Annotated in this window: 26 protein-coding genes; 13 read left to right on the top strand and 13 right to left on the bottom strand. The window is 61.8% G+C overall.

The window, feature by feature from the left end:
- Positions 1 to 55: 55 nt before the first annotated feature.
- The gene (locus EST26_RS00980; protein WP_291064615.1) at positions 56 to 2,317 is read right to left on the bottom strand and encodes a fatty acid desaturase; all 2,262 of its coding nucleotides are present in this window, start codon (positions 2,315 to 2,317) and stop codon (positions 56 to 58) included.
- A 234-nt stretch (positions 2,318 to 2,551) separates the two neighbouring features.
- Here EST26_RS00980 and EST26_RS00985 point away from each other — a divergent pair, with 234 nt between their 5' ends.
- The 7 genes from EST26_RS00985 (at position 2,552) to EST26_RS01015 (ending at position 10,277) form a co-directional block, all read left to right on the top strand.
- Positions 2,552 to 3,574 carry an AraC family transcriptional regulator gene (locus EST26_RS00985; protein ID WP_291064617.1) on the top strand — a complete coding sequence of 341 codons (1,023 nt, stop codon included), beginning with the start codon at positions 2,552 to 2,554 and terminating at the stop codon, positions 3,572 to 3,574.
- A gap of 400 nt (positions 3,575 to 3,974) precedes the next feature.
- On the top strand, positions 3,975 to 4,685 hold the full coding sequence (locus EST26_RS00990) for an acylneuraminate cytidylyltransferase family protein (RefSeq protein WP_291064619.1): 711 nt from the start codon (positions 3,975 to 3,977) through the stop codon (positions 4,683 to 4,685).
- A gap of 25 nt (positions 4,686 to 4,710) precedes the next feature.
- Positions 4,711 to 5,637 carry a hypothetical protein gene (locus EST26_RS00995; protein WP_291064620.1) on the top strand — a complete coding sequence of 309 codons (927 nt, stop codon included), beginning with the start codon at positions 4,711 to 4,713 and terminating at the stop codon, positions 5,635 to 5,637.
- A 27-nt stretch (positions 5,638 to 5,664) separates the two neighbouring features.
- Positions 5,665 to 6,717, top strand: coding sequence for an N-acetylneuraminate synthase family protein (locus EST26_RS01000; RefSeq protein ID WP_291064622.1), 1,053 nt, complete (start codon positions 5,665 to 5,667; stop codon positions 6,715 to 6,717).
- Positions 6,714 to 7,844, top strand: a complete 1,131-nt coding sequence (gene neuC, locus EST26_RS01005) for a UDP-N-acetylglucosamine 2-epimerase (protein WP_291064624.1) — start codon at positions 6,714 to 6,716, stop codon at positions 7,842 to 7,844. The genes EST26_RS01000 and neuC overlap by 4 nt, the downstream gene beginning before the upstream one ends.
- Positions 7,845 to 7,896: 52 nt before the next feature.
- On the top strand, positions 7,897 to 9,135 hold the full coding sequence (locus tag EST26_RS01010) for an O-antigen ligase family protein (protein WP_291064625.1): 1,239 nt from the start codon (positions 7,897 to 7,899) through the stop codon (positions 9,133 to 9,135).
- 35 nt (positions 9,136 to 9,170) lie between these two features.
- Positions 9,171 to 10,277 (top strand): rhamnan synthesis F family protein, encoded by a 1,107-nt coding sequence (locus EST26_RS01015; protein WP_291064627.1) that lies wholly within the window; start codon positions 9,171 to 9,173, stop codon positions 10,275 to 10,277.
- 46 nt (positions 10,278 to 10,323) lie between these two features.
- Here the strand turns inward: EST26_RS01015 and EST26_RS01020 are convergent, their stop codons facing one another.
- The 7 genes from EST26_RS01020 to EST26_RS01050 form a co-directional block, all read right to left on the bottom strand.
- On the bottom strand, positions 10,324 to 11,628 hold the full coding sequence (locus EST26_RS01020) for a TolC family outer membrane protein (protein WP_291064628.1): 1,305 nt from the start codon (positions 11,626 to 11,628) through the stop codon (positions 10,324 to 10,326).
- 94 nt (positions 11,629 to 11,722) lie between these two features.
- The gene (locus EST26_RS01025; protein WP_291064630.1) at positions 11,723 to 12,073 is read right to left on the bottom strand and encodes a rhodanese-like domain-containing protein; all 351 of its coding nucleotides are present in this window, start codon (positions 12,071 to 12,073) and stop codon (positions 11,723 to 11,725) included.
- A 25-nt stretch (positions 12,074 to 12,098) separates the two neighbouring features.
- The gene (locus tag EST26_RS01030) at positions 12,099 to 12,809 is read right to left on the bottom strand and encodes a protein-L-isoaspartate O-methyltransferase (RefSeq protein WP_291064632.1); all 711 of its coding nucleotides are present in this window, start codon (positions 12,807 to 12,809) and stop codon (positions 12,099 to 12,101) included.
- A 73-nt stretch (positions 12,810 to 12,882) separates the two neighbouring features.
- Positions 12,883 to 14,358, bottom strand: a complete 1,476-nt coding sequence (locus EST26_RS01035; RefSeq protein WP_291064634.1) for a potassium/proton antiporter — start codon at positions 14,356 to 14,358, stop codon at positions 12,883 to 12,885.
- Positions 14,359 to 14,433: 75 nt separating this feature from the next.
- Entirely contained in the window at positions 14,434 to 15,612 is a 1,179-nt protein-coding gene (locus EST26_RS01040) for an acyl-CoA dehydrogenase (protein WP_291064636.1), read from the bottom strand.
- A 7-nt stretch (positions 15,613 to 15,619) separates the two neighbouring features.
- Positions 15,620 to 16,468: a MinD/ParA family protein gene (locus EST26_RS01045; protein WP_291064638.1), complete on the bottom strand. Its 849-nt coding sequence runs from the start codon at positions 16,466 to 16,468 to the stop codon at positions 15,620 to 15,622.
- Complete coding sequence (locus tag EST26_RS01050; RefSeq protein WP_291064639.1) at positions 16,465 to 17,235, bottom strand: GGDEF domain-containing protein; 771 nt, start codon at positions 17,233 to 17,235, stop codon at positions 16,465 to 16,467. Before EST26_RS01050 ends, EST26_RS01045 begins: the two co-directional genes overlap by 4 nt.
- Before the next feature lie 182 nt (positions 17,236 to 17,417).
- Between EST26_RS01050 and msrA the strand changes: the two genes are divergently transcribed.
- Complete coding sequence (gene msrA / locus EST26_RS01055; RefSeq protein ID WP_291064640.1) at positions 17,418 to 17,957, top strand: peptide-methionine (S)-S-oxide reductase MsrA; 540 nt, start codon at positions 17,418 to 17,420, stop codon at positions 17,955 to 17,957.
- Between the two features lie 23 nt (positions 17,958 to 17,980).
- On the opposite strand, the gene EST26_RS01060 is transcribed toward msrA, so the two are convergent.
- Genes EST26_RS01060 through aztA form a run of 3 tightly spaced genes read right to left on the bottom strand, consistent with a single transcriptional unit; the run spans position 17,981 to position 20,766 of the window.
- Complete coding sequence (locus tag EST26_RS01060; RefSeq protein ID WP_291064642.1) at positions 17,981 to 18,955, bottom strand: zinc ABC transporter substrate-binding protein; 975 nt, start codon at positions 18,953 to 18,955, stop codon at positions 17,981 to 17,983.
- 12 nt (positions 18,956 to 18,967) lie between these two features.
- On the bottom strand, positions 18,968 to 19,876 hold the full coding sequence (locus EST26_RS01065; protein ID WP_291064644.1) for a metal ABC transporter permease: 909 nt from the start codon (positions 19,874 to 19,876) through the stop codon (positions 18,968 to 18,970).
- Entirely contained in the window at positions 19,873 to 20,766 is an 894-nt protein-coding gene (gene aztA, locus EST26_RS01070) for a zinc ABC transporter ATP-binding protein AztA (RefSeq protein ID WP_291064646.1), read from the bottom strand. The genes EST26_RS01065 and aztA overlap by 4 nt, the downstream gene beginning before the upstream one ends.
- Positions 20,767 to 20,909: 143 nt before the next feature.
- Between aztA and EST26_RS01075 the strand changes: the two genes are divergently transcribed.
- The gene (locus tag EST26_RS01075) at positions 20,910 to 21,395 is read left to right on the top strand and encodes a Fur family transcriptional regulator (protein WP_291064648.1); all 486 of its coding nucleotides are present in this window, start codon (positions 20,910 to 20,912) and stop codon (positions 21,393 to 21,395) included.
- On the opposite strand, the gene EST26_RS01080 is transcribed toward EST26_RS01075, so the two are convergent.
- Together EST26_RS01080 and EST26_RS01085 are read right to left on the bottom strand one after the other, a co-directional pair.
- Positions 21,396 to 21,854, bottom strand: a complete 459-nt coding sequence (locus tag EST26_RS01080) for a TM2 domain-containing protein (RefSeq protein ID WP_291064649.1) — start codon at positions 21,852 to 21,854, stop codon at positions 21,396 to 21,398. It abuts the gene before it with no gap.
- Positions 21,851 to 22,021: a hypothetical protein gene (locus EST26_RS01085; RefSeq protein WP_291064651.1), complete on the bottom strand. Its 171-nt coding sequence runs from the start codon at positions 22,019 to 22,021 to the stop codon at positions 21,851 to 21,853. The genes EST26_RS01080 and EST26_RS01085 overlap by 4 nt, the downstream gene beginning before the upstream one ends.
- 173 nt (positions 22,022 to 22,194) lie before the next feature.
- On the opposite strand from EST26_RS01085, the gene rpsP reads away from it, so the two are divergent.
- The 4 genes from rpsP to rplS all read left to right on the top strand — a co-directional run bounded on the left by rpsP (position 22,195) and on the right by rplS (position 24,401).
- Entirely contained in the window at positions 22,195 to 22,455 is a 261-nt protein-coding gene (gene rpsP / locus EST26_RS01090) for a 30S ribosomal protein S16 (protein WP_291064653.1), read from the top strand.
- Positions 22,456 to 22,477: 22 nt separating this feature from the next.
- Positions 22,478 to 23,071, top strand: a complete 594-nt coding sequence (rimM, locus tag EST26_RS01095; protein WP_291064655.1) for a ribosome maturation factor RimM — start codon at positions 22,478 to 22,480, stop codon at positions 23,069 to 23,071.
- A gap of 54 nt (positions 23,072 to 23,125) precedes the next feature.
- Positions 23,126 to 23,902: a tRNA (guanosine(37)-N1)-methyltransferase TrmD gene (trmD, locus tag EST26_RS01100; protein ID WP_291064819.1), complete on the top strand. Its 777-nt coding sequence runs from the start codon at positions 23,126 to 23,128 to the stop codon at positions 23,900 to 23,902.
- 142 nt (positions 23,903 to 24,044) lie between these two features.
- Positions 24,045 to 24,401 carry a 50S ribosomal protein L19 gene (rplS, locus tag EST26_RS01105; protein ID WP_291064657.1) on the top strand — a complete coding sequence of 119 codons (357 nt, stop codon included), beginning with the start codon at positions 24,045 to 24,047 and terminating at the stop codon, positions 24,399 to 24,401.
- Positions 24,402 to 24,552: the final 151 nt, after the last annotated feature.

Raw genomic sequence — 24,552 nt, forward strand, 5'->3', positions numbered from 1 at the left:
GCGGAGCCAATGGCTCCGAATTGAAAGAAGGAAATGGAGGGAGCAGCGACCGTATTCAGGCAGTCTCCAATTCCTTATTCCATTGGCGTGGGTCGTAGGAGCGCAACGCCTTCAGGCCGCTTTTCTGGTTGGCACGCAGCGCCAACACTCTCTCCTCTGGCGTGGCGTAGCACCGATCCCACTCCATGAGCTTGGGGATCATCATTCGCTGCCAAAGCGGCGGGATCAGCGTCATCAGAACCGTGGCGAGGTAGCCAGCCACCATCGTCGGGGCATCCGGCAGCGGCATCAAGTCCTGGTAAGGTACCTCGCCCTGGGCATGGTGGTGCGAATGCCGACTGAGATTGAACATGGCCCAGGAACTCATTCTGGCATTGGTATTCCATGAATGCCGAGGCTGTACGGGCCGATCAGGAACGCGCACCATGCCGTAGTGCTCCATGTAGTTCACGATCTCCAACAGGGACTTTCCGAACAGCCCACAAGCAATCATTGCAAGCGCGCCTGTCCACCCCGCCATCCAGCCAGCGATGACGATGAGCATCACGCTCATGAGCAACCCTCGGATATAGGCGTTGCGCAGCGAAAGCACAGCCTGGTGCTTGCGCCGGAGTCGCTCGGCTTCGATCTTCCAGGCGCTGACGTTCCCATGAATGGTTGAGGCGAGGATATGGAAGTACACGTTGCGCCCGCGGGGCGCGGTTGCCGGGTCATGTTCGGTTGAAACGTAGCGGTGGTGGCCGTAGACGTGTTCAATGGAAAACCCCACGTCGTAGCTGAAGGCAAGCAGCCAGCGCCCCACAAACTTCGACACGGGATCCCAGGTGCGGTGTGTCAGTTCATGCCCGGTCAGTGTTCCGATGAAGGCAATCAGGAAGCCGGTGTGTACGCCTCCGGCGAGGTGGTGCCAGAAACTTGTCGCCTCTCGGGCTGCCAGCACGTCGTAGCCGGTGAGATGAGTCACCCATGCGCCGAATCCCAACGGATCGCCCGGAGAAAGCGTCCAGATGTAGCTGAAAACGATCAACGCCAGCAAGGGCAGCGCAAGCCACAGTTGCGCCGTCAGTATCCACGGTGACTTGTACCCGGGCGTGCGGGTATCGTTGCCGAACAGCGCATCACCGCCAACGTAGAAGACGAGGAAGGCGAGCAGCCCCAAGCTGGTGAAGACCCCGCCCGCCAGAATGGATGCCACAGCACCGATCCCCACCGCATGCAAAAGGAAGAACTTCAGATAGTCCAAGGTGTTGGCTGGTACACGTTCAGCGGTGGGCAAGCCGACAGCGCCATAAAACCCGGTGTGGAGCTTGGGCGTCTGATCGACGAAGCGATCCGCGTGCAGGCTCGCTTCTGCAATGCCGCGCTGGCGCAGGACAGCGACGGCCGAGTCGATCATCGCGGGCGGGCCGCACAAGTACGCCGACGTGGCCTTGCCAAGCAGTTCTGGAATGTGCTCCGTCACCAAGCCGGTGCGCCCTTCCCAGGGCTGCGAAGGGTCAGCCTCGGACAGAATCGGCACGAACCGGAAGTTCGGCCAATCGCTTTCGTAGGCCGCCATCTCGTCGAGTGCGTACAGATCCTTCTGGCTGCGCGCGCCAAACAGCACCGTCACCGGCCGCTTGTCGCCCGCGCGCTTCATGTCTTGAAGCATCGCGAGGATGGGCGCCAGGCCGCTGCCTCCAGCCATCATGAGGACTGGCTCCCGGCCTGGGCGCATGTAGAAGTGACCACCGGGGCCACGCACGGTGACCGACTCGCCCACCTGCGCCTTGTCCACGAGATGCCCGGACACCCGGCCTCCAGGCACGCGGCGCACCGTGAAACTCACCTGGCGATCATTGCCAGGCGCAGTCGAGAACGAATAGCTGCGAGGGGCATCCGACATCGCAGACAGCGTGACCTCGGCAAACTGGCCGGCACGATAGCGGATGGGCTTGTCCAGTCGAAGGTCAATTTTTGCGATGTCGTGGGTCAGCATCTGCTTGCCGACGATGACACCACTGACCGGAGGTCCGTCGATTGCCCCCTCTCGGTCCAGCTCGATCTTCACGTCACTGCGCAGACGGCTCTGGCAAGCTAATATGAACCCATCGGAAATTTCTTTCTCCGTCAGCAGATAAGCCGTTTCGGTCAGTTCATCCACCTTGCCGCTCTTGAGCTTGCATTTGCAAGTTCCGCAGCCGCCGACGCGACAGATGGAGGGAATATTGATGTCCTGGCGTTGCGCCGCATCCAGCAAGGTTTCATCGGGCTGGACCGTGATGGTCTGCCCGTTGATTTCAGCTTTGTGCGCTCGCCGTCCGTGTAGGAAATTCATTGCAGTTGTCTCCTGAAAATATAAAAAAGGGATCTTGCTGTCCCGTTTTTCATGATGCATCCCTGCCGTCTTCTACCGTGAGTGCCTAAACCGACAGATATGGGTCATTTCTTGCCAACGCCTTCCGCTGCCCACAGGCATGTGGGACAGTCCTGACACCTGTCAAAGAACAGAGAGACTTGGGTGGCTCTTAGCGGCCACCGGGCGCCACAAGAACATGGAGCGAGACAAGCGATGAACCCACAAACCGTTCGTATCACCTACTTACGGCAAGTTGCAGATCAAGCGGCTGAGCTGGGCGTGGATACCGTAGCGTGGCTGGCTGTTTCCGGCCTCAAGGAAGACGACCTTGCCGATGCGTCAGCGGTGGTCGCCGTCGAAACATTTGGAGAACTGGTCGCCAACGCCATCAGGCTGTCACGTGAGACGGGCTTCGGGGTGTTGGCTGGGCGTCGCTTGCTTCCAGCAAGTCATGGCATCTTCGGCATGGCGGCTGCGGCAAGCCGTAGCATCCGTGAAGCCATGCAAATCGTCGAGCGTTATGTCTGTCTCAGAACAGAGGTTATTGGTATTCAGACTCGGGAAGTAGATGGAAATCTGGAGGTTCGGTTTGATCCGGCAATTGGTCTTGGTTCTGCAAGCAACGCGGTGACGGAAATCGCAGTGCTTGCAGCCAAGAATATCGCTGACGACTTGCTTCTGGGTCGCAGCGCGTGCAATTTAGTTTGCTTCCAATTCCCAGAGCCATCTCATGCAGCACTGGCACGCGATATTTTTGGCTGCCCGGTTAAATATGACCAGAACTGGTCCGGTTTATCTTTTCCTCTTTCTGCTGCCGAAGAAATTACTCCGAAACATGATCCACTGGTACTGACAGAAGCGGTACGTATCTGTGCCGAAGAGTTGAAAAAACGGGGAACTGGCAGGAGCACAGGCTCGAAGTTGGAGAAGATCGTTCTTGAAAGACTTTCACCATTTCCCAATCTTGCCATCTGTGCGCGGCTGCTAGGCACAACGCCACGAACACTGCATCGACGGTTGATCGAAGAAGACACCTCCTACCGTGAGATAGTTGAATCCATCAGGCATCGCATGGCGTTGGAACTGCTCCGAAAAGGGTCTTCCATCAAAGAAGTGGCCTATTTCCTGGGCTACGCAGACATTGCCAACTTCAGGCGCGCGTTTCGACGCTGGGAAGACATGGCACCGTCTGATTGGTATGCACGAGAGCATGAGCGGGCGAGTAAGTCTAGGTAATTCCTGAATCCGTGACCTCACCGCTGAGTTTGTGGTAAAAGGATCATGATGATCTGGTTGTTGATTTCTTCGCGGGCTCCGGCGCAACTGCCAACGCTGTGTGGAAGCTCAATTCAAAGGACTCGGTCCGACGAACGTTTTGCCTTGCTCAGCCACCTGAACCGCTGAATGCGAGCGATAAGGATCAGAAGGCGGAGGTTTTCTCGTCTTCAAGCTGGCCACGTCGAACATCCGCGCCTGGAACCCCAACCCGGTGGACCTGGTAGCCACGCTGTTCGACCATCAGGATCATCTGCTCGATGGGCGCAGCGAGTCCGACGTGCTCTACGAAGAGGGTGGTCTACTCCGCGTAGCGGCTTCGTCCAACTGGCTTTTCTACGCTGCAAGATAAAATCCCTGCATGTTGCACTCTATGCCGGCATGGACCGCTGTTATACCGCTGCGCGCAGGTTCCAAGGGTCTGCCACAAAAGAACACCCGCTTGCTGGCGGGCAAACCACTATACCGCCACACCATCGATCAAGCGCTGGCGGCGGGCGCGCAGCGCGTGCTGGTGACGACCGACATCCCGGAGGTGCTTTGCGCTGATTTTCCCGCTGCGGTGCAACTTCTGCACCGCAGCGCCGACTTGTGTGGCGACGCTGTTCCCATGGCGCCAGTTATGCTGCATGCGCTGCGCAGCGCGGCTTGCCAGGGTACCGTGGTGTTGTTGCAGGCCACCTCGCCGCTGCGACGGATCGGTGACATCGAAGCTGCGCTGGCGCTGTTCGGTTCAGGCATTTTTGAGCTGGTCATGTCGGTCACTCCGGCCGATCGGGGCGTGCTGAAGTGGGGCACCTTGCGTGGCAACCACTTCCAGCCATTGTCTGATCCGGACTACTGCTTTGCCAACCGGCAAAGCCTGCCGCCCGTGGTGCGGCCCAACGGCGCCATATACGTCATGCATGCCGACTGGCTGCTGGCGCGCGGCAGTTTTGTCAGTGGACGCACGGGTGCGATTGAAATGCCGGCGCAGTACAGCTACGACATCGACACGCTGGAAGATTTTGCCCGCTGTGAATCTCTGTTCGAATCCCTGCAGCCCGCTGCCGGGCGAACCGGGCAGGGCTGACATGCAGTCAGATCATTTGTCAGATTTGGCAGCTTCTCGACCAGTCCAGAGCAAGCTGGCCACTGCCCCGGCAGCCTTTCAGACGCCGCACAACCCCAGTTGGCAGTGCGTCTTGATTTGTTGGGGGAACAAATATTCCACCCGCATCATCAACAACCTGGCACGCAGCATTGCCACCCAAGCCGCTTCTGTGCCGCGCTTTGTGTTGATCTCTGACTGTGAGCGCGATGATGTGCTGCCGGGCATCCGGCTGGTCAGGTTTCCGGAGCACTGGATCAGTGACAAATTGAAGCGCTCTGGGTGTCAAGCCAAACTGGTGATGTTCGAACAAGGTATCGTCCCTGTAGATTTGCCTGCCATTTACGTCGATCTCGACACCATCGTTCTGGGCGACTTGAGCCAAGGCCTGTGTTTGCTGGAGAATCAGCAGACGGTGGCCATACTGCAAAGCGCGATCATCCCGTTTGGCTGGATGGGGCGATTTATCTACCGGTGCACGCAGGGACGACGCTACGCACGCGGCAATTCATCGTTCGTGATTTATCACCCGGCCGCCTGTCATTACATTGCCGAGCAATTCAAGCAACTGCTGCAGCAACATCCAAATTTTGAATTTCGTCCCATGGTCGCCGACGAGCGCTTCATGAGCTGGGCAGCGCAACCGCACATGAAGCGCATTCCACGCCAATTTGCCGTTAAATTTCCGGGCGAATACATGTTTCCCTGGGGTTTTTGGCTTTATCTCAAGGCGTGGCTGCCCTGGGTGCGCGCGCGACGCCGGGCCCTAGTGGCGGTGACTCTCAACGGCCTGATGATCAAGCCGGAAAGATTGCTCTCACTGCGCGAGGGTGACGTGATCGTCGACGAAAAGTCCCGCAAGCTGATTTGGAGCCGCAAGACACTGGGGCAAATGCAGTCAAAAATAAAAGCGTTCTACGCCGATTCATTCTGATCTTTTCAACCCTATACGAAGCAGTACATGAAAATCGCCCACCGAGAAATTTCTCCCAGTATGCCGCCGCTGGTGGTTGCCGAGATTGGTATTAACCACGGCGGCAGCCTGGACGTGGCCATGGCCATGGTCAGCGCCGCACACAAAGCCGGCTGCGAAATGGTCAAGCACCAGACGCATTTCGTCGAAGACGAAATGACCGACGAGGCCAAGGCCATCTTCCCGCCCAATGCTGACGTGTCGATCTGGGAGGTGATGGCACGCTGCGCCCTGAGCAAGGACGATGAGATTGTGCTCAAGAAGCACACCGAGTCGCTCGGCATGATCTACATCTCCACGCCGTTCTCGCGCGCGGCAGCCGACTTTCTGGCCGAGATCGGCGTGGCCGGTTTCAAGATCGGCTCCGGTGAAGCCAATCACCTGCCGCTGATTCGCCACATCGCCAGTTTTGGCAAACCGGTCATCCTGAGCACCGGCATGCAAACCATCGATTCGCTGCGCCCATCGGTGCAGGCGCTGGACGACGCGGGCATTGAGTACGCACTGCTCGAATGCACCAACCTCTACCCCTCGCCGCCCGAGATCGTGAGCCTGCAAGGCATCACCGAGTTGCGCCGCGCCTTCCCGCGTGCCGTCATCGGCTTCTCGGACCACAGCATCGGCCCTGAAATGGCGCTGGCTTCGGTGGCGCTGGGCGCCTGCATCCTGGAGCGTCATTTCACCGACACGCGCTACCGCAAGGGCCCGGACATCCCATGTTCCATGGACCCGGCCGAGCTGCGTTTCCTGATCGACCGTTCCAAGGAAATCCACACCGCACTCCACAACCCCAAGCTGCGCACCGGCCCCGAAGAAGACGTGTACCGCTTCGCGCGCGGCTCCATGGTGGCCGATCAGGACCTGCCGGCTGGTCATGTGATCGGTGCTGCCGACATCTGGGCGCGTCGCCCCGGTTCGGGTGAAATCTCGGTGCAACATTTCGACCGCCTTATCGGCGCCCGGCTCACGCGCGCCGTGAAGCGCAACCAGCAGCTGCTGTGGACCGATCTGGACGGCGTGAAGCCCCAGGCGAACACTTGATCCAACAACTGATGCAAAAGAAGCTGCTCTTTGTCACCGGCACGCGGGCCGACTACGGCAAGCTTGAACCGCTGGCCATCGCCGCCCAGCAGGCGGGCTTTGCCATCGGCTTTTTCATTACCGGCATGCATATGATGCGCCGCTACGGCGAGACGCGGCTGGAGGTCAAGCGCTTTCCCGCTGCCGAGTTCTTCGAGTTCGTGAACCAGCGTGAAGGCGACGCGCAGGAATTCATCCTGTCCAAGACTATTCTTGGTTTTTCCGACTTCGTGCACGAACATCGACCCGATTTGGTGCTCATCCATGGAGATCGGGTTGAGGCGCTGGCAGCCTCCATTGTCTGTGCCATGAAATACATTCTTTCGGCGCACATCGAGGGGGGTGAGGTCTCGGGTACCATCGACGAGAGCATCCGCCACTGCAATACCAAGCTCTGCGCCACTCACTTCGTCAGCTCCGAGGCCGCGCGCGCACGGGTGCTGGCGCTGGGCGAAGCACCCGAGCGGGTCTACCACATCGGTTCGCCCGAACTTGACGCCCACGCCCGCCCTTCAGGCGTGACGATCGAAGAAGTCAAGGCGCGCTACGCCATTCCATTTATCGACTACGGCATCGTCATCTTTCATCCCGTTACATCGGAAGCCGACACCATGGGCGCGCAGGCGCAGGCGCTGTTTGACTGCCTGCAGGCCAGTGGTCGACACTTTGTGGTCATCTCGCCCAACAACGATCCCGGCACTGAAGACATTTTTGCCGTACTGGAGCGGCTGCCAAAAGAACGCTTTAGACTAATCCCATCCATGCGCTTCAACTACTTTTCGGAACTGATGAAGCACGCCGCCGTGATGGTGGGAAACAGCAGTGCCGGCGTGCGTGAAGCGCCGTTTCTGGGCTTGCCCAGTTTGGATGTGGGGACGCGGCAAAATCAACGCGCCGCCGCAACTTCCATCACGGCGTGCTCGGTGTTTGATCGTGCCACGATCGACTCTTTCTTGACTCAACACTGGGGGCGGCGTTTTGCTGCAGATATGGCGTTCGGCTCGGGCAGTGCATCGGAGAGATTTACGAGTATTCTTGAGCACGGTAATTTCTGGATGCATTCATTGCAAAAGAGTTTTACTGACTGAAACGGAAGGCCGAAATTCTTCACGGCTGGCTTAAAGTCCAGAACAAAATAACATGATTCACGGTAGCAGCGCCTTGCAAAAATTCCAGCTTTCGATGGATCAGCTCGCCAAATGGGGCGCGGTTGTCTTGTTGCTGGGTGCGCCAACTTCCATTGCGTTGGTCAACGTCGCCACGCTGTTGATCGTCATCGGTTGGCTGTTCTCAGGAAATTTCCGATGGAAATGGGAGGTCATTCGATACAACCCAATCACCCTGCCATCGCTCATGTTGTTCGGTTTGGTGCTGATTGGCATTGCCTACACCGAGGCGCGTCCGGAGTACATCAATCGGCATCTGTATGTGTACAGCCGTCTGCTGTTGATGTTGATGCTGTTGACTTTGTTATTCGAATCGAAATGGCAGCGTCGAGCACTCATAGCATTTGCTGTCGGCTCCTTGATTACTCTGGTGTCGACCTACGTCAACATCTGGTGGCATGTGCCTTGGTCGGATAGCAATAATCAGGGTTTGGGCGTCACCCATAACGTTTTCAACGATCACATTGCCCAGGGGCTGGCAATGTCTTTTTTTGTTGTGCTGGCTGTCTTCTATGCGTTGTCAGAGAAATCTTGGGGTGTCAAAGCTGGGTGGATGCTGGTGATTTTGCTCGCCATCTTCAGCATCACACATTTGCTGCAAGGTCGCACCGGACAGGTCGTGCTGCTGGTCATGCTGCCAGCAATATTATTGGTGGCGGCACCGGTGCGCTGGCGCTGGCATTTTCTGGCCTTGCTCATCCTGTTGCTGGTGCTCGCATTTGCCAGTTCTCCTTTGTTGCTGCAGCGCTTTGCTGTCGGGCTGGATGAATTCAATCGCTACTTGGATGGAGATATGAGTCTTACATCCATTGGTGCGCGTTTGGATATGTGGCGGATTTCGATCGACATGTTCCTGGATAGTCCATGGTGGGGGCATGGCACTGGTTCCTACCGAATGCAGGCTGAATTGATCTACGTTGATCCGGTGGTGTGCGCAACTTCGTGTATTCATCCGCATAATCAATTTTTGTTTTTCGGCGTTGAATACGGAATCATCGGTATTTTGACCTACGCCTGGCTGTTGCAGCGTTCCGCTGCCCATGCATTGCAATGTGAAATTCAGGCAAGAATTCTGCTGGTTGGTTTTTTGTCTGTGATGCTGGTTAGCAGTTTCATTAATGGACCGCTTTGGGTGACGACAGAACGAAATTTTTTCACGGCTGTGCTGCCTTTATTGATGGCTGGCTGGCGCATGCAGTCGGCGCTGCGCTGAGCGCGATGTTTAATTGAAGATGGTGTAGTTCTCGGATGATTCCAATCTGGAAAATCAAACGCGAATTGGAAACGCTGCGCCAGCAGGTGGATGCCATTGTGGAAAGACTGCTTGGTCCAGGGCGTCAGCGTCGACAGGATCGTCGTTTTCCAGGCAATATTGAGGTGCACGCTGGTTTGGCTCAGCTGACATCCAAGGTCGCCATTGTCTTGGTGTATCAGCCGCATGGTCTGTCGGAGTCGATTTTTGTGACATGTCGTCATTTACAGGGGCACGGTTACTCTGTTTTGTTGGTGGCCAATTCTGCGTTGACAGATGCCGATCTGAACAGGCTGCAACAGTTGGTTTGGAGAGTGGCTGTACGTGAAAACTTTGGCTATGATTTTGGCGGCTATCGAGACGGTATACGGCTGCTTCGGCATTGGGCGATTGTTCCAGATATGTTGGTCATGCTGAACGACAGCATTTGGTTCCCGATCTTCTCAGCAGAAACCATGTTGGTGCGCATGGAACAGTCGTTCGCTGAATTTATCGGTGCCCTGCGGCATGTCAACGCACCAGCCCAAGACGCAGAGCATGCTGGTATTTTCCTGTCCTATTTCTTTCTGTTTAAGCGGTCTTTGCTGACATTGCCTGTATTTGTCGACTATTGGGATCGCTATGTTGCCACCAGCAACAAGTATCTTACGGTGCGCCGAGGTGAGCGGGGGTTTTCCAGCGCCTTGTTTGGCGCTGGTGTGCGCAGCTCAGGAATGTATTCACGGGATCTATTTCTGCAAGCGCTGACTTCGCAATCAAATGCATTTTTGATGAAAACGCTGCATTACGGGGCTTACACTGACGATGATCTTCAGCAGCAACGCGACCAACTTTTGTGTCAGCAGGTCGCCGACCAAACTTGGCGGGAGCAGGTCTTGCAGCACATCCGAGTGACGGTAAACAAAAGGAATTTTCATTCTTCTTTTTGTTACGCAAGCATTGCATTGCTGGGAATCCCGCTGCTGAAAAAAAACCGGGGAGAGTTGCAAAGCAGAATGCGCCGGCAGTATGTCCGAGCGGTTCGGGCGGGTGATTTACCGCGCCCGGAAGATGCCATTTTTGATGAAATCGTTGCCAGCGTTGAGGCTGAGCGGACGATCTGAGCATCGGTGCGTCTGTTTTGCAGACGGGCTTGCTGGGCGAAAAAAATCAGTGCGCCAACAACGCATTCAGCGCCTGCAAGTCTCCCACTTCCAACGAACCGCTGGCCTGCCTGAGCCGCAGCCCGCCCAGGAGCACGTTGTAGCGCGCCAGCGCCAGATCGCGTTTGGTCTGGAACAACTGGCTTTGGGCGTTGAGCACGTCGATGTTGATGCGCACGCCCACTTGGTAGCCCAACTGGTTGGCCTCCAGCGCGCTCTGGCTGGAGGCTTGGGCGGCAGCCAGCGCTTGCACCTGGCTCTGACCTGACAACACGCCGAAGAAGGCGCTGCGCAGGGTCTGGGTCACGCTGCGCTGCGTGGTTTGCTGCTCGGCGCGGGCTTTTTCTTCCAGGGCCAGCGTCTCTTGCACCCGGCTTTGCAGTGCGCCGCCGCTGTACAGGGGTAGGTTGAATTGCAGTCCGACGCTGGCGTTGCGGTTGCGCACCTGGCCCGGCAGCGCTGGCAGTCCTGCCGGGCCGCGCGTGATCTGGACCTGGCCAAGCAGGTCTAGCGTGGGCTGCTTGGCTGCCTGCGCGCGGCGGGTTTCCAGTTGGGCGATGCTCAGGGCCAGGGCGGCCTGGCGCAGCAGGGGGTGAGCGGTTTCGGCCTGGTCCAGCCAGCTTTGCAGCTCGGCCGCTTGCAAGGCGGGCAAGACCAGCGGCAGCCGCAGGGGTAGCGGGGTGAAGCCGGAGCGACCGACCAGTTGTTCGAGCGCCAGTGTTTTGATCAGCAGCTCATTCTCGGTGCTGATTTCCTGCGCCCGCACCAAGTCAAGGCGGGCCTGCGTCTCGCGCGCGTCGGTGATGGTGGCGGTGCCCACTTCGAAGTTGCGTTGTGCCGCTGCGCGCTGCGCGGCCACGGCGGTCAGTTGGGCCTGGACGAAACGCAAGCTGTCCTGTGCCGCGAGCAGGTCGAAATAGGCTTGCGCGCTGCGAACGATCAAGTCTTGCTCGGCTGCATCCAGTTGGGCGCGCGCCACTTCAACCGCAAGCTGCGCCTGTTCGCTGGCCAGCCGGTTGACCGGACGCAGCAGCGGCTGGCTGGCGGAAAGTGTCAGGTGTTGGTGCTTGCTGCTGCCGCTTTGCAGCGCGGCCGAGCTGTCCCGCTGCGTCCAGTGGCTGGCAGCGGCCAGGCCGGCTTGTGGCAGCAGGCCGGCGCGCGCCTGTGCGGCCCGGGCCAGGCTGGCGTCCCACTGCGCGCGCGCGGCCAGCAGGCGGCTGTCGTGCGTGCGCGCGGCTGCATGCAGCTCGAGCAGGCTTTGCGCCTGCGCGCTGGCGGGCGTTGCGAGCACCAGCAGTGCAAGCACAAGCATCCCAAGCAGGCTGGGCAGGCGGTGTGAAGCGGCGCGCTCCATCGTGTGGGGAAGGGCAACGATTGCTTCGCAGGCACTTGGGCGGCGCAGCGGCTCAGTAAACCGGCACGCTGGTATCGAACTGTTGCGACCAGTCGTGAATGCCGCCGTCGATGTTGACGACGCGGCTGAATCCGTTTTCCTGCAGAAACTGAGCCACTTGCGCGCTGCGACGGCCGTGGTGGCACAGGCAGGCAATGGGCTGCTGGCGGTCGAGTTCGAGGTGGCGCGCCGACACGCTGGCCATGGGCATGAGGCGCAGCTCGAAACCGTCTGGCTTGACCGATGCGGTCTGAACTTCCCAGGGCTCGCGCACGTCGAGCACGATCGGCAGCGCACCCGGCGCGGTCTGGGTCTTGGCCTGTTGTAGCCAGTGCTGGAATTGGGCCGGAGCAATTGAGATCATGAGGTGGTGCAAAAAAGCGGGGCAATCAGAAGAACTGAAAGCGCGAGGGTTCTGGAAAGTTGCGCAGCCGGGGTGCGCTGGTGTCCCAGGGTTGGGTGGTCTGATACGCGCCGCTGTCACTGCGGGTGACCACGGTGGCGCGCATCACCGGCTCATCGCCAACGATGGCGACCAGGCGGCCACCGGGCGCCAGCAGCGCGAGCAGCTCGGGTGGAATGTGGGCCACCGAGGCGCCCAGCACAATGGCGTTGAACGGTGCTTCGGCGCTGCAGGCGGCAAAGCCGTTGGCGCAGGCGTCAGCGCAGCGCAGGTCGACGTTGCCGATGCCAGCGCGTTGCAGGTTGTGGCGCGCCTGACGGGCCAGATCGGGGTCGATCTCGAGCGCGAGCACGCGCTTGGCCATGTGGGCCAGCAAGGCCGTCAGGTAGCCGCTGCCGCTGCCAATTTCCAGCACCTTGTCGGTCGGCTGGAGTTGCAGCTCTTGCAGCAGGCGCGCCTGCACCTTGGGCGCCAGCATGCACTGGTCGCTCACGATAGGCTGGCACAGCGGCAGCTCCAGGTCGGCATAGGCCAGTGCCCGCTGCGCCGGCGGCACGAAGTCTTCCCGCTTGACGCGCTCCAGCAGTTCCAGCACCTGGGCGTCGAACACTTCCCACGGGCGAATCTGCTGCTCGATCATTTTGAAGCGGGCTTGCTCCAGGCTCATGGGGGCGGTGGCAGCGCTGGGGGTGGTCATGGGTCGTGCTCCGATCGGAATTTTTCTCAAAACTGCGCCATTTTACCGAGTGCCGGACTGCCATCTGCCGGGTTCACAGCTTGATGCCGACGCGGCTGATGCGCTCAGCCTTCATCTCGCGCACACTGATCTCGGCGTGCCCCAGCAAGGCGTGGTCGCCCAGCACCGGCGGACGGTTGAGCTCGGCCTGCAGCCACTGGCCGACCGCTTGCTGGGCGTTGGCCGGCAGCGGCAGGTCGTAGAAGGCGCACAGGTCTTGCAGCGGGGTGTTGGCGTCGAGCACAAAGTCACCGAACACCCGTCGCGCGTGTGCGGTGTCGTCCGGGTCGGGCAGCGCCACGCCCAGTTGGCGTGCGCTCCAGGCGATGGTCGAGCCTTGCAACACCAGCGAGGCCAGCACCACCACGAAAGCGACGTTGAAGAAAATCTGCGCCCCGGGCACACCGGCCATCAGCGGGAACACCGCCAGCACGATAGGCACCGCACCGCGCAGTCCGACCCAGGAGATAAAGGTGATTTCGTGCCAGTTAAAGTGCAGCGGCGCCAGGCACAGCCAGACCGACAGCGGGCGCGCCACCAGCATCAGCACCAGCGACACACCCAGCGCTGGCCACAGGGTATTCAGTAATTCGCTGGGGGTAACCAGCAGGCCCAGCAGCAAGAACATGCCGGCTTGCGCCAGCCAGGCGTAGCCATCCATGGCCGAGAGCGCCGGTCGCACCTGGCGGCGCGCCCGGATGCCGGTGCACAGGCCCAGCAGGTAGACCGCCAAAAAGCCCGAGCCGCCCATCCACGTGGTCAGGCCAAACACCGCCACTCCGCTGGAGACCAGCAGCAGGGCCCGAATGCCGCCGCCGCCGTCGGCGCCGCGTCCGAGCCGCTTGAGCAACTCGGCCAGCGCAAAGCCGCTGGCCACACCCAGCAGTGCGCCCCAGCCAAACTGCTCCAGCAGCGAGCGCAGCACGCCCAGCGCGTCCAGGCCGCTGGAGCCGCCGCTGCTGTAGGCCAGGGCAATGGCAATGAAGAACAGCGTCAGGTACACCGCCATCGGGTCGTTCAGGCCGGACTCGATCTCCAGCGTGGTGGCCACGCGCTCGTTCAGGGCCACACCCGAAGACTTGAGCAAGGCGAACACGGCGGCCGCGTCGGTCGAGCCGACGATCGCTCCCAGCAGCAGTGCCAGCGGCCAGGGCAGCCCGAGCAGCCAGTGCGCCGCCGCGCCGGTGATGGCAGCGGTCAGCATCACGCCCAGCGTGGCCAGCAGCGCCGCTGGTTTTAGCCCGGTGCGAAAAGCGGCTTGTTCGGTGCGCAAGCCACCGTCGAGCAAAATCACCACCAGCGCCACGTTGCCGACCCAAAAGCTCAGATGAAAGTCGCCAAAGGCAAAGCCGCCCGGGCCTTCGATACCAGCGAGCATGCCCGCCAGCAAAAAGATCAGCAGGAACGAGAACCCGAGCCGAGCGGAAAACACCCCGGCCAGCACGCTGATGAAGACCAGTGTGCCGACGGCAAGCAGGGGCAGGGCGAGAAAGTCGAGCGACAGCAGCATGCGCTGAAGCTAACAGATTTGACGCCGACGCTCAGCCGCAGCGGGGTCAGGGGCCGTCGCCGCAAGCGAGCGGGCTCAGTTGGCAAAGGCCGCCATGCCGGTGATGGCGCGCCCCAGGATCAAGGCGTGGATGTCGTGCGTGCCTTCGTAGGTGTTGACCACTTCCAGGTTCACCAGGTGGCGCGCGACGCCGTATTCATCGCTGATGCCATTGCCGCCCAGCATGTCGCGCGCCTGGCGCGCAATATCGAGCGCTTTGCCGCAACTGTTGCGCTTGAGCAGGCTGGTGAGTTCGGGTGTGGCGCTGCCTTCGTCCTTCATGCGGCCCAGACGCAGGCAGGCCTGCAGGCCCAGGCTGATTTCGGTCAGCATATCGGCCAGCTTTTTCTGGATCAGTTGATTGGCCGCCAGCGCACGTCCGTATTGCCGACGCTCCAGCACATAATGGCGGGCGCGGAAGTAGCAGTCTTCGGCGGCACCCAGTGCGCCCCAGGCGATGCCATAGCGGGCGCTGTTCAGGCAGGTGAACGGGCCCTTCAATCCGCGCACATCAGGAAAAGCGTTTTCTTCCGGGCAAAACACCGAGTCGAGCGCGATTTCACCGGTGATCGAGGTGCGCAGTCCGACTTTTCCTTGAATGGCCGGGGCACTCAGGCCAGCCCAAGATTTCTCCAGCACGAAGCCCCGAATCGCGCCCTCGTCGTCTTTGGCCCAGAGCACGAACAGGTCGGCAATCGGCGCATTGGTGATCCATGTCTTGCGGCCCGAGATGCGGTAGCCGCCGGGCACCTGGCGCGCGCGTGTGCTCATGGAGCCGGGGTCTGAGCCGTGGTCGGGCTCGGTCAAGCCAAAGCAGCCGATCCATTCGCCGCTGGCCAGACGCGGCAGGTATTTTTGTCTTTGTTCTTCGGTGCCGAATTGGTGAATCGGCAACATCACCAGCGAGGACTGCACGCTCATCATCGAGCGATAGCCCGAATCGACGCGTTCGATCTCACGTGCCAGCAGCCCGTAACAGACCTGGTTCAGACCGGCGCCGCCATAGGCGGGAGCAAGCGTCGGGCCCAGCAGTCCGAGCGCGCCCATTTCGCGCCAGAGCGCCAGGTCAACCCTTTCGTGTCGAAAGGCTTCGGTCACGCGCGGCAGCAGGCGCTGCCGGCAAAAAGCCTGCGCGGCCTGTTGCACGGCGCGTTCGTCGGCGCTCAGTTGCTGGCCCAACAGAAACGGGTCTTCCCAATCGAAGCGGTTTTTCATGGCGGGTTCAGGGCTTGATCAGCGCCGCTTCGAGTTTGCCGGCCAGCTTGCCAATGGCCAGCGACGCTGCCGCGCCGGGCATGATGGAGAATAGCAACTGACGCCGCATCACGGCCTCTTTGACCGACGGATCAGACGGAATGTCGCCCAGATGCAGCAGACGAATCACGTTCGACCTTGCCTGCGCTGCGCTGGCGGTGTGGGCGCCCAGAAAACGGTTCAGCACAGCCTGCAGTTGGTTCGTGATTGCCATGCCATCGCCGGGTTGTTGTGACTGATTGATGATCAGCCGCACCTGTTGACGTTTTTGCTGGGTCGCCAACACCTTGATGGTGGCGTAAGCGTCGGTCAGGGAAGTGGGCTCCGGCGTGACCACCAGAATCACTTCGGACGCCAGTGAGATGGAAAACAAAACAACTTCAGAAATGCCGGCGCCGGTGTCGAGCAAGACGATGTCGTAGCGCGGCACCAGTTCCTGGATGACGCTCAGCAATTGATCGCTGATTTGGCGTGTGAGGCGGGAATACTCCACCAGCCCCGAGCCAGCCAGAATGACCGAGAAGCCGCCCGGTGCTTTCAAAATGGCTTCATCCAGCGACGACTTCCCCAAAAACACATCGTGCAAGGTGATTTTGGGATGGAGGTTGAGCACCACGTCCAGGTTGGCCAGGCCGAGGTCGGCGTCCAGCACCAGCACCTTTAATCCACGCCGGGTCAAGGCGGCGGCCAGATTGGCGGCAACGAAAGTCTTGCCGACACCGCCTTTGCCGCTGGCAATGGCCACCACTTTGCCGATTTTTGGAATCGATACAACTTGCCCGGACTCTGCGGTTGTGGTCGTGCTGGGTTCGGTCATGTGTCACTCAAATAGATCGACGCCGTCGGCAGCGCGGCGCTGGTGGGCGAGATGTCCGATGCCGCTGCAAACAGCATGCTTTTTTCCTCGGCGCTGACCACGCTGTGCAGTGGCGATTCGATTTGAACCTGATTGCGACCCCCCGCTTTGGCCAAATAGAGTTGCGCGTCGGCCCGTGCCAGCCACGCTTCGGCGCCGCTGCGGATCCACTTGGGGGCGTAGGCACCGCCGCAACTGACCGTGACCTGGAGCAGGGCGCCCGAATCGATTGGAACCGCCAGCTGTGCCACTTTCTGCCGTATTCTTTCACCCACCAATTGTCCGTAGCCGGGGTCGCAATTCGGGCAAACCACAGCAAATTCTTCACCGCCGTAGCGAGCCACGGTATCCATCGGCCGCACGCAAGAGAGCAGGGCTTTGGCCAAAGCACACAAGACCGCATCGCCGGCCAGGTGGCCGTAGGTGTCATTGACTTGTTTGAAATGGTCGATATCCACCATCAACAACAAGGCGTCTTCGGTGGCACGCAGCACGCGATTGAGTTCGCGCTCGAGCACCAGCAGCAATTGGCGCCGATTGGTCAGGCCGGTGAGCGGGTCGATCGATGAAACCCGGCACAGCGCATCGATCAGGGTTTGAATGTATTCGACCTCGAGCCCGGCTTGAGGGCGCACGATCGGCATGCCGGCATGCTGTAACAACTGAATGGCTTTTTCCAACTGCAATTGATTCAAATCGACGGCAGCGCGCGAAATGGAAGGCAGCATGGTGGGGTATCTGGCATCTGGCGGGCTGACGGCATCAGTCCGCGGCACTATAGCACGGGCATTGGGTGCGCCGCGCAGCGGGCTGCGAGCGCGCTGGCTGCGCTGCAAGCACCCGTCGGGTGGCCGGGGAATTCGTCTGCGGCTACAGTGGGTGCTTGCAGCGACAAACCAGGAGCCTTGACATGAGTGAGCGACAAACTTGGGTGCTCGGCGCGGGTTGTTTTTGGTGCGCCGAGAGTGTTTTCAAGCAGGTGCGCGGCGTCATCGATGTCGAGTCCGGCTACAGCAACGGTCAGGCTGCGCAGCCGAGCTACGAAGACGTGTGCAGCGGCCGCACCGGCTGCAACGAGGTGGTCAAGTTGGTCTATGACCCGCAGCAGGTGAGCACGCGCGAGTTGCTGGAGATTTTTTTCCTGATTCACGACCCGACCACGCCGAACCGCCAGGGCAATGACATCGGCACCCAGTACCGCAGCGGCATCTACTTCGGCACGCCCGAGCAGCAGCAGGCGGCGCAGGCGCTGCTCGATGAGCTGGCGCGCAGCAACACATGGGGAGCGCCCATTGTCACCGAACTGTTGGCGCTGGCCCACTACTGGCCGGCTGAGGCCTATCATCAGGATTTTTTCGAGCGCCACCCCAACCACGGCTACTGCCGGGCGGTGGTAGCACCCAAATTGGCCCAGTTTCGGCAGGTTTTTGCCCGGCTGGCGCGCAACTGATTCGCCTGCCCGACCTCAGCCACTCAGGGGCCCCGAATGGCGTTGATCATCGCGCGGGTGTTGTAGCGCATCATGGCAATGTAGTTCGGCGCCGGGCCGTCAGCGCCCGAGAGCGAGTCGGAGAACAGTTTGCCCGCCGGTCTGAGGCCGGTTTCACGTCCGATCTGCTCGATCAGGCGCGGGTCGGCAATGTTTTCGACGAACAGCGCCCGGATATTGTCGCGCCTGATCTGGCGCACCAGGCGCGCCACGTCCTGGGCCGAAGCGGCGTTTTTGGTGTCGATGCCCTGCGCCGCGAAAAAGCGCACGCCGTAGGCGGCACCGTAGTAGCCAAAGGCATCGTGCGAGGTGATGACGCTGCGCTGTGCGGCTGGCACCTCAGCCCAACTGGCGCGAATCTCGGCCTCCAGCGCCCTGAGCTCGGCGGTGTAGCTGCCGGCGTTGCGCCGATACAGGTCGCAGCCGCTGGCGTCGACCTGGCACAGACCCTGGGCGATGTGGGCCACGTAGGTCATCACGTGGGCGACGTTTTGCCAGGCGTGCGGGTCGGTGTCACCGTGGTCGTGGCCGTGCGCGTGGCCGTGTTTTTTCTTGCCGGCCTTGAGCGGCTGCACCCCTGTGCTCAGCACCACGTGCGGGCCGCGGTAGTTGACGCTGCTGAGCAGCCGCGCCAGCCAGCTCTCATAGCCCAGGCCGTTGGAGAACACGATCTGCGCCTGCCCGATTTGGCGCGCGTGGGCCGGTGTCGGCCGGAACACGTGGGCATCGGCGCCGGGGCCGACCAGCACGGTCACGGCGACGCGTTCGCCGCCGACTTGGCGCACCAAGTCGCCCAGAATGCTGAAGGTTGCCACCGCTTGCACCGGCGCCGCCTGCACCGGGGGCGATTGCGCCGGCGTTGCCTGTGCTTGCAGCGCCGGACTGCAGACCGCCAGCGCCAAGCCGAAGCCGAGCATCGCGCGGCGCGGTAAATTCCAGGGATATGAGGTGGGTGACATGGAGGCCTCCTTTCAGGCGCGCAAGTGGGTAGCGGCGGGACGCTGGTGGCGCAGCAAACCGTGCGGAGCCAGCAGCATGGATGACAGGTAAGCCACGCCCAGGCACAGCACAATCAGCGGGCTGGTGGGCCAGTTGGCGTAAAACGAAATCAACAGACCGGCCAGGCAAGCCAGCAAGGCCAGCGCGGTGGCCAGCAGCAGCAAGGGGCCCAGGCGGCGCACCCAAAAGCGCGCCGTGGCGGCCGGCAGCACCAAGATGCCGACCGCCATCAGCGTGCCCAGGGCGTGAAAGCCAGCCACCAAGTTGATCACCAGCAGGGCCAAAAAGCCGTAGTGCGCCACCGGGCTCCAGCGGCTGACGCTGCGCAAAAAGACCGGGTCCAGGCATTCGAGTACCAGCGGCCGGTACAGCAGCGCCAGTGCCAGCAGGCTCAGCGCGGCAATGCTGCCCAGCAGGGTCAGGGCCGCGTTGTCGAGCGCCAGCACCGTGCCAAACAGCACGTGCAGCAAGTCCACGTTGTTGCCTTGCACCGAAATGATCAGCACGCCCAGCGCCAGCGAGAGCAGGTAAAAGGCCGCCAGGCTGGCGTCCTCGCGCAGCACCGTGTTGCGCGCCACCAGCCCCGAGGCCACAGCCACCAGCAAACCGGCGACAATGCCGCCCAGCGTCATCGCGCCCAGCGACAGGCCGGCCACCAGATAACCCAGCGCGGCACCCGGCAAAATGGCGTGCGACATGGCATCACCAGTCAGGCTCATGCGGCGCAGCAGCAAAAACACGCCCACTGGCGCGGCACTGAGCGACAGCGCCACACAGCCCGCCAGCGCCCGGCGCATGAAGCCGAATTCAATGAAAGGGTCGAGCAGCAGGCCGGCAAACAACCAGTCCATCGGCGCCAGTGCGGCGCTTGTCTCGCTCATGGCAGCGCCTCCTGCGCCTGCTGGGGCTGCAAGAGCGGCTGCGGATACGGCCGCGGGTGTGCGGGCGGTGCTGCCGGGTGTGCGGGCGCGCCCGGGCTGGCATGCGCGCTCCCGGCGGCGTGCCGATCCACGGTGGCAGCCAGATCGCACGGCGGCGCGGCGTCATCAAACGGCTCTTGCATACGCTGCGCACGCGCCCAATTGTCCGGCGTCAGCACGCTGCTGGTGGGCCCCCAGGCCACCAGTTCGCGCGCCAGCAGCAGCGTGAGCGGAAAATGGGCGCGCACCTGCGCCAGATCGTGCAGCACCGCCAGCACCGTCTTGCCTTGCTGGTGCCAGCGGTGCAGCAGCTCCAGCAGGTCGGCCGTGGTGCGGTTGTCCACCGAGGCAAAGGGTTCGTCGAGCAAGACCACCGGCGCGTCTTGCAGGATCAGGCGCGCAAACAGCGCGCGTTGCAGTTGACCGCCCGAGAGCGTCTCCAGGCTGCGGTTTTCGAACCCGGTCAGCCCAACCGCCGCCAGCGCGGCGTCGCATTGCTCGTGCTGGCGCGTGCGCCAGCGCCCGAATGCACCCAACTCGTGCCACAAACCCATCGCCACCATGGCGCGCACGGTGATGGGAAAGCTGCGGTCGAGCTCGCTGTGCTGCGGCAGCCAGGCAACGCGCTGTGGCGCCAGCCCCAGCAAGCGGCCGCTGATGGGGCGCAAGTGACCCGCCAGCGCCTTGATCAGGGTTGACTTGCCGGCCCCGTTCGGCCCCACCAGAGCGGCCAGCGAACCTGGGGCGATGCGCAGGTTCAGGTGGTGCACCGCCGGGTGGCGTTCGTAGCCCAGCGTGAGGTTGTGCAATTCGATGGGTGCGGCCGAGCTGGCAGCGGTCGCGTAAGACATGGGGCTGGATTGCAGTTAAGATAGGCTGTGGATAACGCAACTCAATTGCATTAATGGCGACTATAACGCAAACAGACGGAAGCAACGCGTCGGCGTCGCCGCTGCGGCGCGCGGCCAAAGAACCGCTGAACGTCCCCGCCGAGTTGCAAGCTCGACTGGATCGGTCGGGTCTGCGCCGCACGCTGGCCACGCGCGCGGTGCTGGACTTGTTTCTGTCCCATCCCCACGGCATGTTCAGCCATGCTCAGGCGCAGACCGCGCTGGCAGCGCGCGGCTTGGCCGTCAACCGCGTTACGCTTTACCGTTTGCTGGATCGGCTGGCGTCCTGCGGCGTCTTGCAGCGCCACCCGGACGCCGCCGCGCGCAGTTGGCGTTTTGGTTTGGCCGAACCAGTTCCTGATGCGGCAGCAGCCGACGTGGTGCCGCGCTTCGAGTGTGACGCCTGCCACCGTCAGTGGCACCTCAGCGCGGCCAACGCGCCCACACACGCCGTGGCCGGCGAATTGCTGCGCACGCTGGCCGGTCTGGGTCATCAGGGGCAACGCGTCGATCTGTCGATTCACGGCACCTGCGCCGCTTGCGTGCTTCCCTCGCCCTTGCCATCTCCCGCAGGCGGGAGAGCGGGATAGTCAGAAGCTGCGTTCCTGCTCGATCTGGTACTCGAAATAGCGCTGCACGCCAAACGCCAGGCTGCCCATGAAGGCAATGCTGCCCAGCATCAGAGCGGCCAGCAGCGCGCCGACCGTCAACCAGCGGGTGGCGCCGGCGCTGCTGTCGGCCGGCGCCTCGGGATTGAACTTCCGGTTCCATGGTTCGCGTTCGGTCAGGGCATAAACCACCGCCGCCAGGCAACTGGCGCTCAGCGTCAGGCCCAGCAGCGGAATCAGCAGCCAAGACAGCGGGTCGTCCTGTCCGTGAGTCAGCGCCCGCTCTACCCCCCACCAGCCCAGCGCCGTCGGAATCGGGTGCAGCCAGCCGATCCAGTCGCCCAGGCCGCGCAGGTAAAAGCGGTGCAGACCGAACGAGCCGACCAGCAGCGCCAGCCAGACCACCAGCGTCTTGTTTTTGACCCGCAACCTGTTCGTCATGGCGCGTTTGCGCTCGCTGCCCAGGCCGGTGAGCGGCGCAGGCCAATCGAGCCGACCTTGATCGAAGCACCCAGCACCGCCGTTCGCGGCAAAAACCAGATGCCGCAGGCAAAAAGGGCGCTGGGGGCAGGCCAGTCGGTGCTGCGGATGGGGTGGGTCAAGAGCATGGGGTGGCTTGTTGCAGGGCTATAATCAGCGGTTTTGCAGCGTTTGGCTGGCCAGGTGGTCAGCCGTGTCTCAAGCGCCGCAATGAAGCGGGTTGACGCATCGGGTGGTCTGCATCCAGATGAAAACCCAGTGGGCCCCAGATCAGGCCAGCCCAGAACAGCAAGGATATATCATGGTCGTCATTCGACTCTCTCGTGGTGGTGCAAAATCGCGTCCGTTTTACAACATCGTGGTGGCCGACAAGCGCAACCGCCGCGACGGTCGCTTCATCGAGCGCATCGGTTTTTACAACCCGCTGGCCCGGGGCGGCGAAGAGACGCTGCGCATCGCCACCGACCGCCTGAACTACTGGAGCGGCGTCGGGGCCACGCCGTCCGAAACGGTGGCGCGTCTGGTCAAGCAAAACCAGGCCAGCGCCCCGGCCACCGCCTGAGCCACCCGCACCGGCACCCCGGATGACAAGCCCTGGCCTCTTCACGCCGGCGCCGCTGCCGGCCGATGCGGTCGAACTGGGTCGCATCCAAGAGGCTTGGGGCGTCAAGGGTTGGTTGCGCATTTTGCCGCACAGCGCCCAAACCCAGGCGCTGCTGGCGGCCAAGCAATGGCATCTGCAGCCGCCCGAAGCCCGCTATCGGGGCGGTTTTTGCGCCTTCAGCGGATCGGTTCAGGTGGCCGTGATAGAAGTCAAGACCCATGCCGACGCTCTGGTGGCGTGCCTGGAAGGTGTGGCTGATCGCAGCGCCGCCGAGGCGCTCAAAGGGGCGCGCATCTTCCTGTCGCGCAGCGCCTTTCCCACCACGCCTGAGGGCGAGTATTACTGGGTAGACTTGATCGGGCTCGAGGTCGTCAACCGTCAGGGCGTGCACCTGGGCGTGGTGCGCGATTTGCTGCCCACCGGACCCCATGCGGTGCTGGTGCTCGAATACACCGACACCAGCGGTGCAGCCGGGAAAAGCGCCGAGCGCCTGATTCCTTTTGTGTCGGCCTACGTCGATCGGGTCGATCAGCCAGAGCGCTGCATCACGGTCGATTGGCAGCCCGACTATTGAACCTGCGCGGGCTGCTGCTGCGGCAGACCCTGGCCCATGAACGCAACATGCGCCATGCGTTTTGACGTCATCACCCTGTTTCCCGAATGGTTTGCCCCGTTTTTCAGCAGCGGCGTCAACCGGCGCGCATTCGAGACGGGGCAGATGGAGCTGCGCCTGTGGAACCCGCGCGCGTACGCCCAGGGCAACTACCGCCGCGTCGACGACCGCCCCTTTGGTGGTGGCCCTGGCATGGTCATGCTGGCCGAGCCGCTTTGGCAATGTCTGCAAGCAGTGCGTGCCGACCGCGCCGACCCACCTGCGGCCCTGGCGCCGGTGGTCTTGTTCTCGCCGCTGGGCCAGCGGCTCGACCATGGCAGCGTGGCGCGGTGGGCGCACAGCGCCGGCGCGGTGCTGGTGTGTGGGCGTTACGAAGGCGTAGATCAGCGCTTCATCGACGCCTGCGTCGATGAACAAATCAGCCTGGGCGACTTTGTTCTCTCGGGCGGTGAAATTGCCGCGCTGGCGCTGCTCGACGCCGTGGCCCGCTTGCAGCCCGGCGTGCTGGGCGACGCCGAAAGCCACCGGCAAGACAGCTTCAACCCAGCGCAAAGCGGCTTGCTCGACTGCCCGCACCATACCCGGCCCGAAGTCTGGAACAGCCCCGACGGGCCGCTGGCGGTGCCCGAGGTGCTGCTGTGCGGCAACCACGAACGCATCGCCCGCTACCGGCGTGAGCAAAGCCTGATGCAGACGGCACGCTGGCGACCCGATCTGCTGACGCAGGCGCGTCGCAGCGCTGGGCTCACGCCAGTCGACGAAGCATTCTTGCGCGCTTCTGGCTTGCTATAATCAAAAGCTTTTCGATCCTCTGACCGGCCGCCACGACCGGGCCAGCCCGCAGCCTGCACACCCAATCTGTGCCGCCTGTGCCAAGCCCCTGCCGGATTCGTGGCCTTTAGTGCAGCGCGGGCATGAACGCATTTAGGTAAACATGAACCTCATCCAGACCCTGGAGCAAGAAGAAATTGCTCGTTTGAACAAAGAAATCCCGCCCTTTGCGCCGGGTGACACCGTAATCGTCAGCGTCAACGTGATCGAAGGCGCACGCAAGCGCGTGCAAGCCTACGAAGGCGTGGTGGTGGCGCGTCGCAACCGTGGCCTGAACTCAGGCTTCATTGTGCGAAAAATTTCCAACGGAGAAGGCGTAGAGCGCACCTTCCCGCTCTACAGCCCGCTGATCGCCAAGATCGAAGTCAAGCGCCGGGGCGCCGTGCGCCGTGCCAAGCTGTACTACTTGCGTGAACGCAGCGGCAAGTCGGCCCGCATCCGGGAAAAACTCGGCGCCTGATGCCTGACGCCTGCTGGCGTGGCGCAAGCAGCCGCGTTGCTCCTGCAGGGGCGGCGCGGTTTTTTTTGCGTCCGGCACGGGCGCAATCCTATTCCAGTCTTGATGGCTTTCGGGTTCAACCGCAGCCTCTATGCCAACGCAGCGGTCGGTA

It is taken from the genome of Hydrogenophaga sp. (assembly GCF_014773545.1).
GTDB lineage: Bacteria > Pseudomonadota > Gammaproteobacteria > Burkholderiales > Burkholderiaceae_C > Hydrogenophaga.

What these genes read in the sequence shown, in the direction of transcription:
- EST26_RS01035 (WP_291064634.1), bottom strand. Translation starts at nt 14,358, where the DNA reads ATGCTGCTGTCGCTCGACTTTCTCGCCCTGCCCCTGCTTGCCGTCGGC.
- EST26_RS01010 (WP_291064625.1), top strand. Translation starts at nt 7,897, where the DNA reads ATGATTCACGGTAGCAGCGCCTTGCAAAAATTCCAGCTTTCGATGGAT.
- aztA (WP_291064646.1), bottom strand. Translation starts at nt 20,766, where the DNA reads ATGTCTTACGCGACCGCTGCCAGCTCGGCCGCACCCATCGAATTGCAC.
- EST26_RS01015 (WP_291064627.1), top strand. Translation starts at nt 9,171, where the DNA reads ATGATTCCAATCTGGAAAATCAAACGCGAATTGGAAACGCTGCGCCAG.
- EST26_RS00985 (WP_291064617.1), top strand. Translation starts at nt 2,552, where the DNA reads ATGAACCCACAAACCGTTCGTATCACCTACTTACGGCAAGTTGCAGAT.
- EST26_RS01065 (WP_291064644.1), bottom strand. Translation starts at nt 19,876, where the DNA reads ATGAGCGAGACAAGCGCCGCACTGGCGCCGATGGACTGGTTGTTTGCC.
- EST26_RS01060 (WP_291064642.1), bottom strand. Translation starts at nt 18,955, where the DNA reads ATGTCACCCACCTCATATCCCTGGAATTTACCGCGCCGCGCGATGCTC.
- EST26_RS01000 (WP_291064622.1), top strand. Translation starts at nt 5,665, where the DNA reads ATGAAAATCGCCCACCGAGAAATTTCTCCCAGTATGCCGCCGCTGGTG.
- EST26_RS01050 (WP_291064639.1), bottom strand. Translation starts at nt 17,235, where the DNA reads ATGCTGCCTTCCATTTCGCGCGCTGCCGTCGATTTGAATCAATTGCAG.
- msrA (WP_291064640.1), top strand. Translation starts at nt 17,418, where the DNA reads ATGAGTGAGCGACAAACTTGGGTGCTCGGCGCGGGTTGTTTTTGGTGC.
- EST26_RS01030 (WP_291064632.1), bottom strand. Translation starts at nt 12,809, where the DNA reads ATGACCACCCCCAGCGCTGCCACCGCCCCCATGAGCCTGGAGCAAGCC.
- EST26_RS00980 (WP_291064615.1), bottom strand. Translation starts at nt 2,317, where the DNA reads ATGAATTTCCTACACGGACGGCGAGCGCACAAAGCTGAAATCAACGGG.
- EST26_RS01025 (WP_291064630.1), bottom strand. Translation starts at nt 12,073, where the DNA reads ATGATCTCAATTGCTCCGGCCCAATTCCAGCACTGGCTACAACAGGCC.
- EST26_RS01045 (WP_291064638.1), bottom strand. Translation starts at nt 16,468, where the DNA reads ATGACCGAACCCAGCACGACCACAACCGCAGAGTCCGGGCAAGTTGTA.
- EST26_RS01020 (WP_291064628.1), bottom strand. Translation starts at nt 11,628, where the DNA reads ATGCTTGTGCTTGCACTGCTGGTGCTCGCAACGCCCGCCAGCGCGCAG.
- EST26_RS01080 (WP_291064649.1), bottom strand. Translation starts at nt 21,854, where the DNA reads ATGACGAACAGGTTGCGGGTCAAAAACAAGACGCTGGTGGTCTGGCTG.
- EST26_RS01040 (WP_291064636.1), bottom strand. Translation starts at nt 15,612, where the DNA reads ATGAAAAACCGCTTCGATTGGGAAGACCCGTTTCTGTTGGGCCAGCAA.
- rimM (WP_291064655.1), top strand. Translation starts at nt 22,478, where the DNA reads ATGACAAGCCCTGGCCTCTTCACGCCGGCGCCGCTGCCGGCCGATGCG.
- trmD (WP_291064819.1), top strand. Translation starts at nt 23,126, where the DNA reads ATGCGTTTTGACGTCATCACCCTGTTTCCCGAATGGTTTGCCCCGTTT.
- EST26_RS01085 (WP_291064651.1), bottom strand. Translation starts at nt 22,021, where the DNA reads ATGCTCTTGACCCACCCCATCCGCAGCACCGACTGGCCTGCCCCCAGC.
- rplS (WP_291064657.1), top strand. Translation starts at nt 24,045, where the DNA reads ATGAACCTCATCCAGACCCTGGAGCAAGAAGAAATTGCTCGTTTGAAC.
- rpsP (WP_291064653.1), top strand. Translation starts at nt 22,195, where the DNA reads ATGGTCGTCATTCGACTCTCTCGTGGTGGTGCAAAATCGCGTCCGTTT.
- EST26_RS00990 (WP_291064619.1), top strand. Translation starts at nt 3,975, where the DNA reads ATGTTGCACTCTATGCCGGCATGGACCGCTGTTATACCGCTGCGCGCA.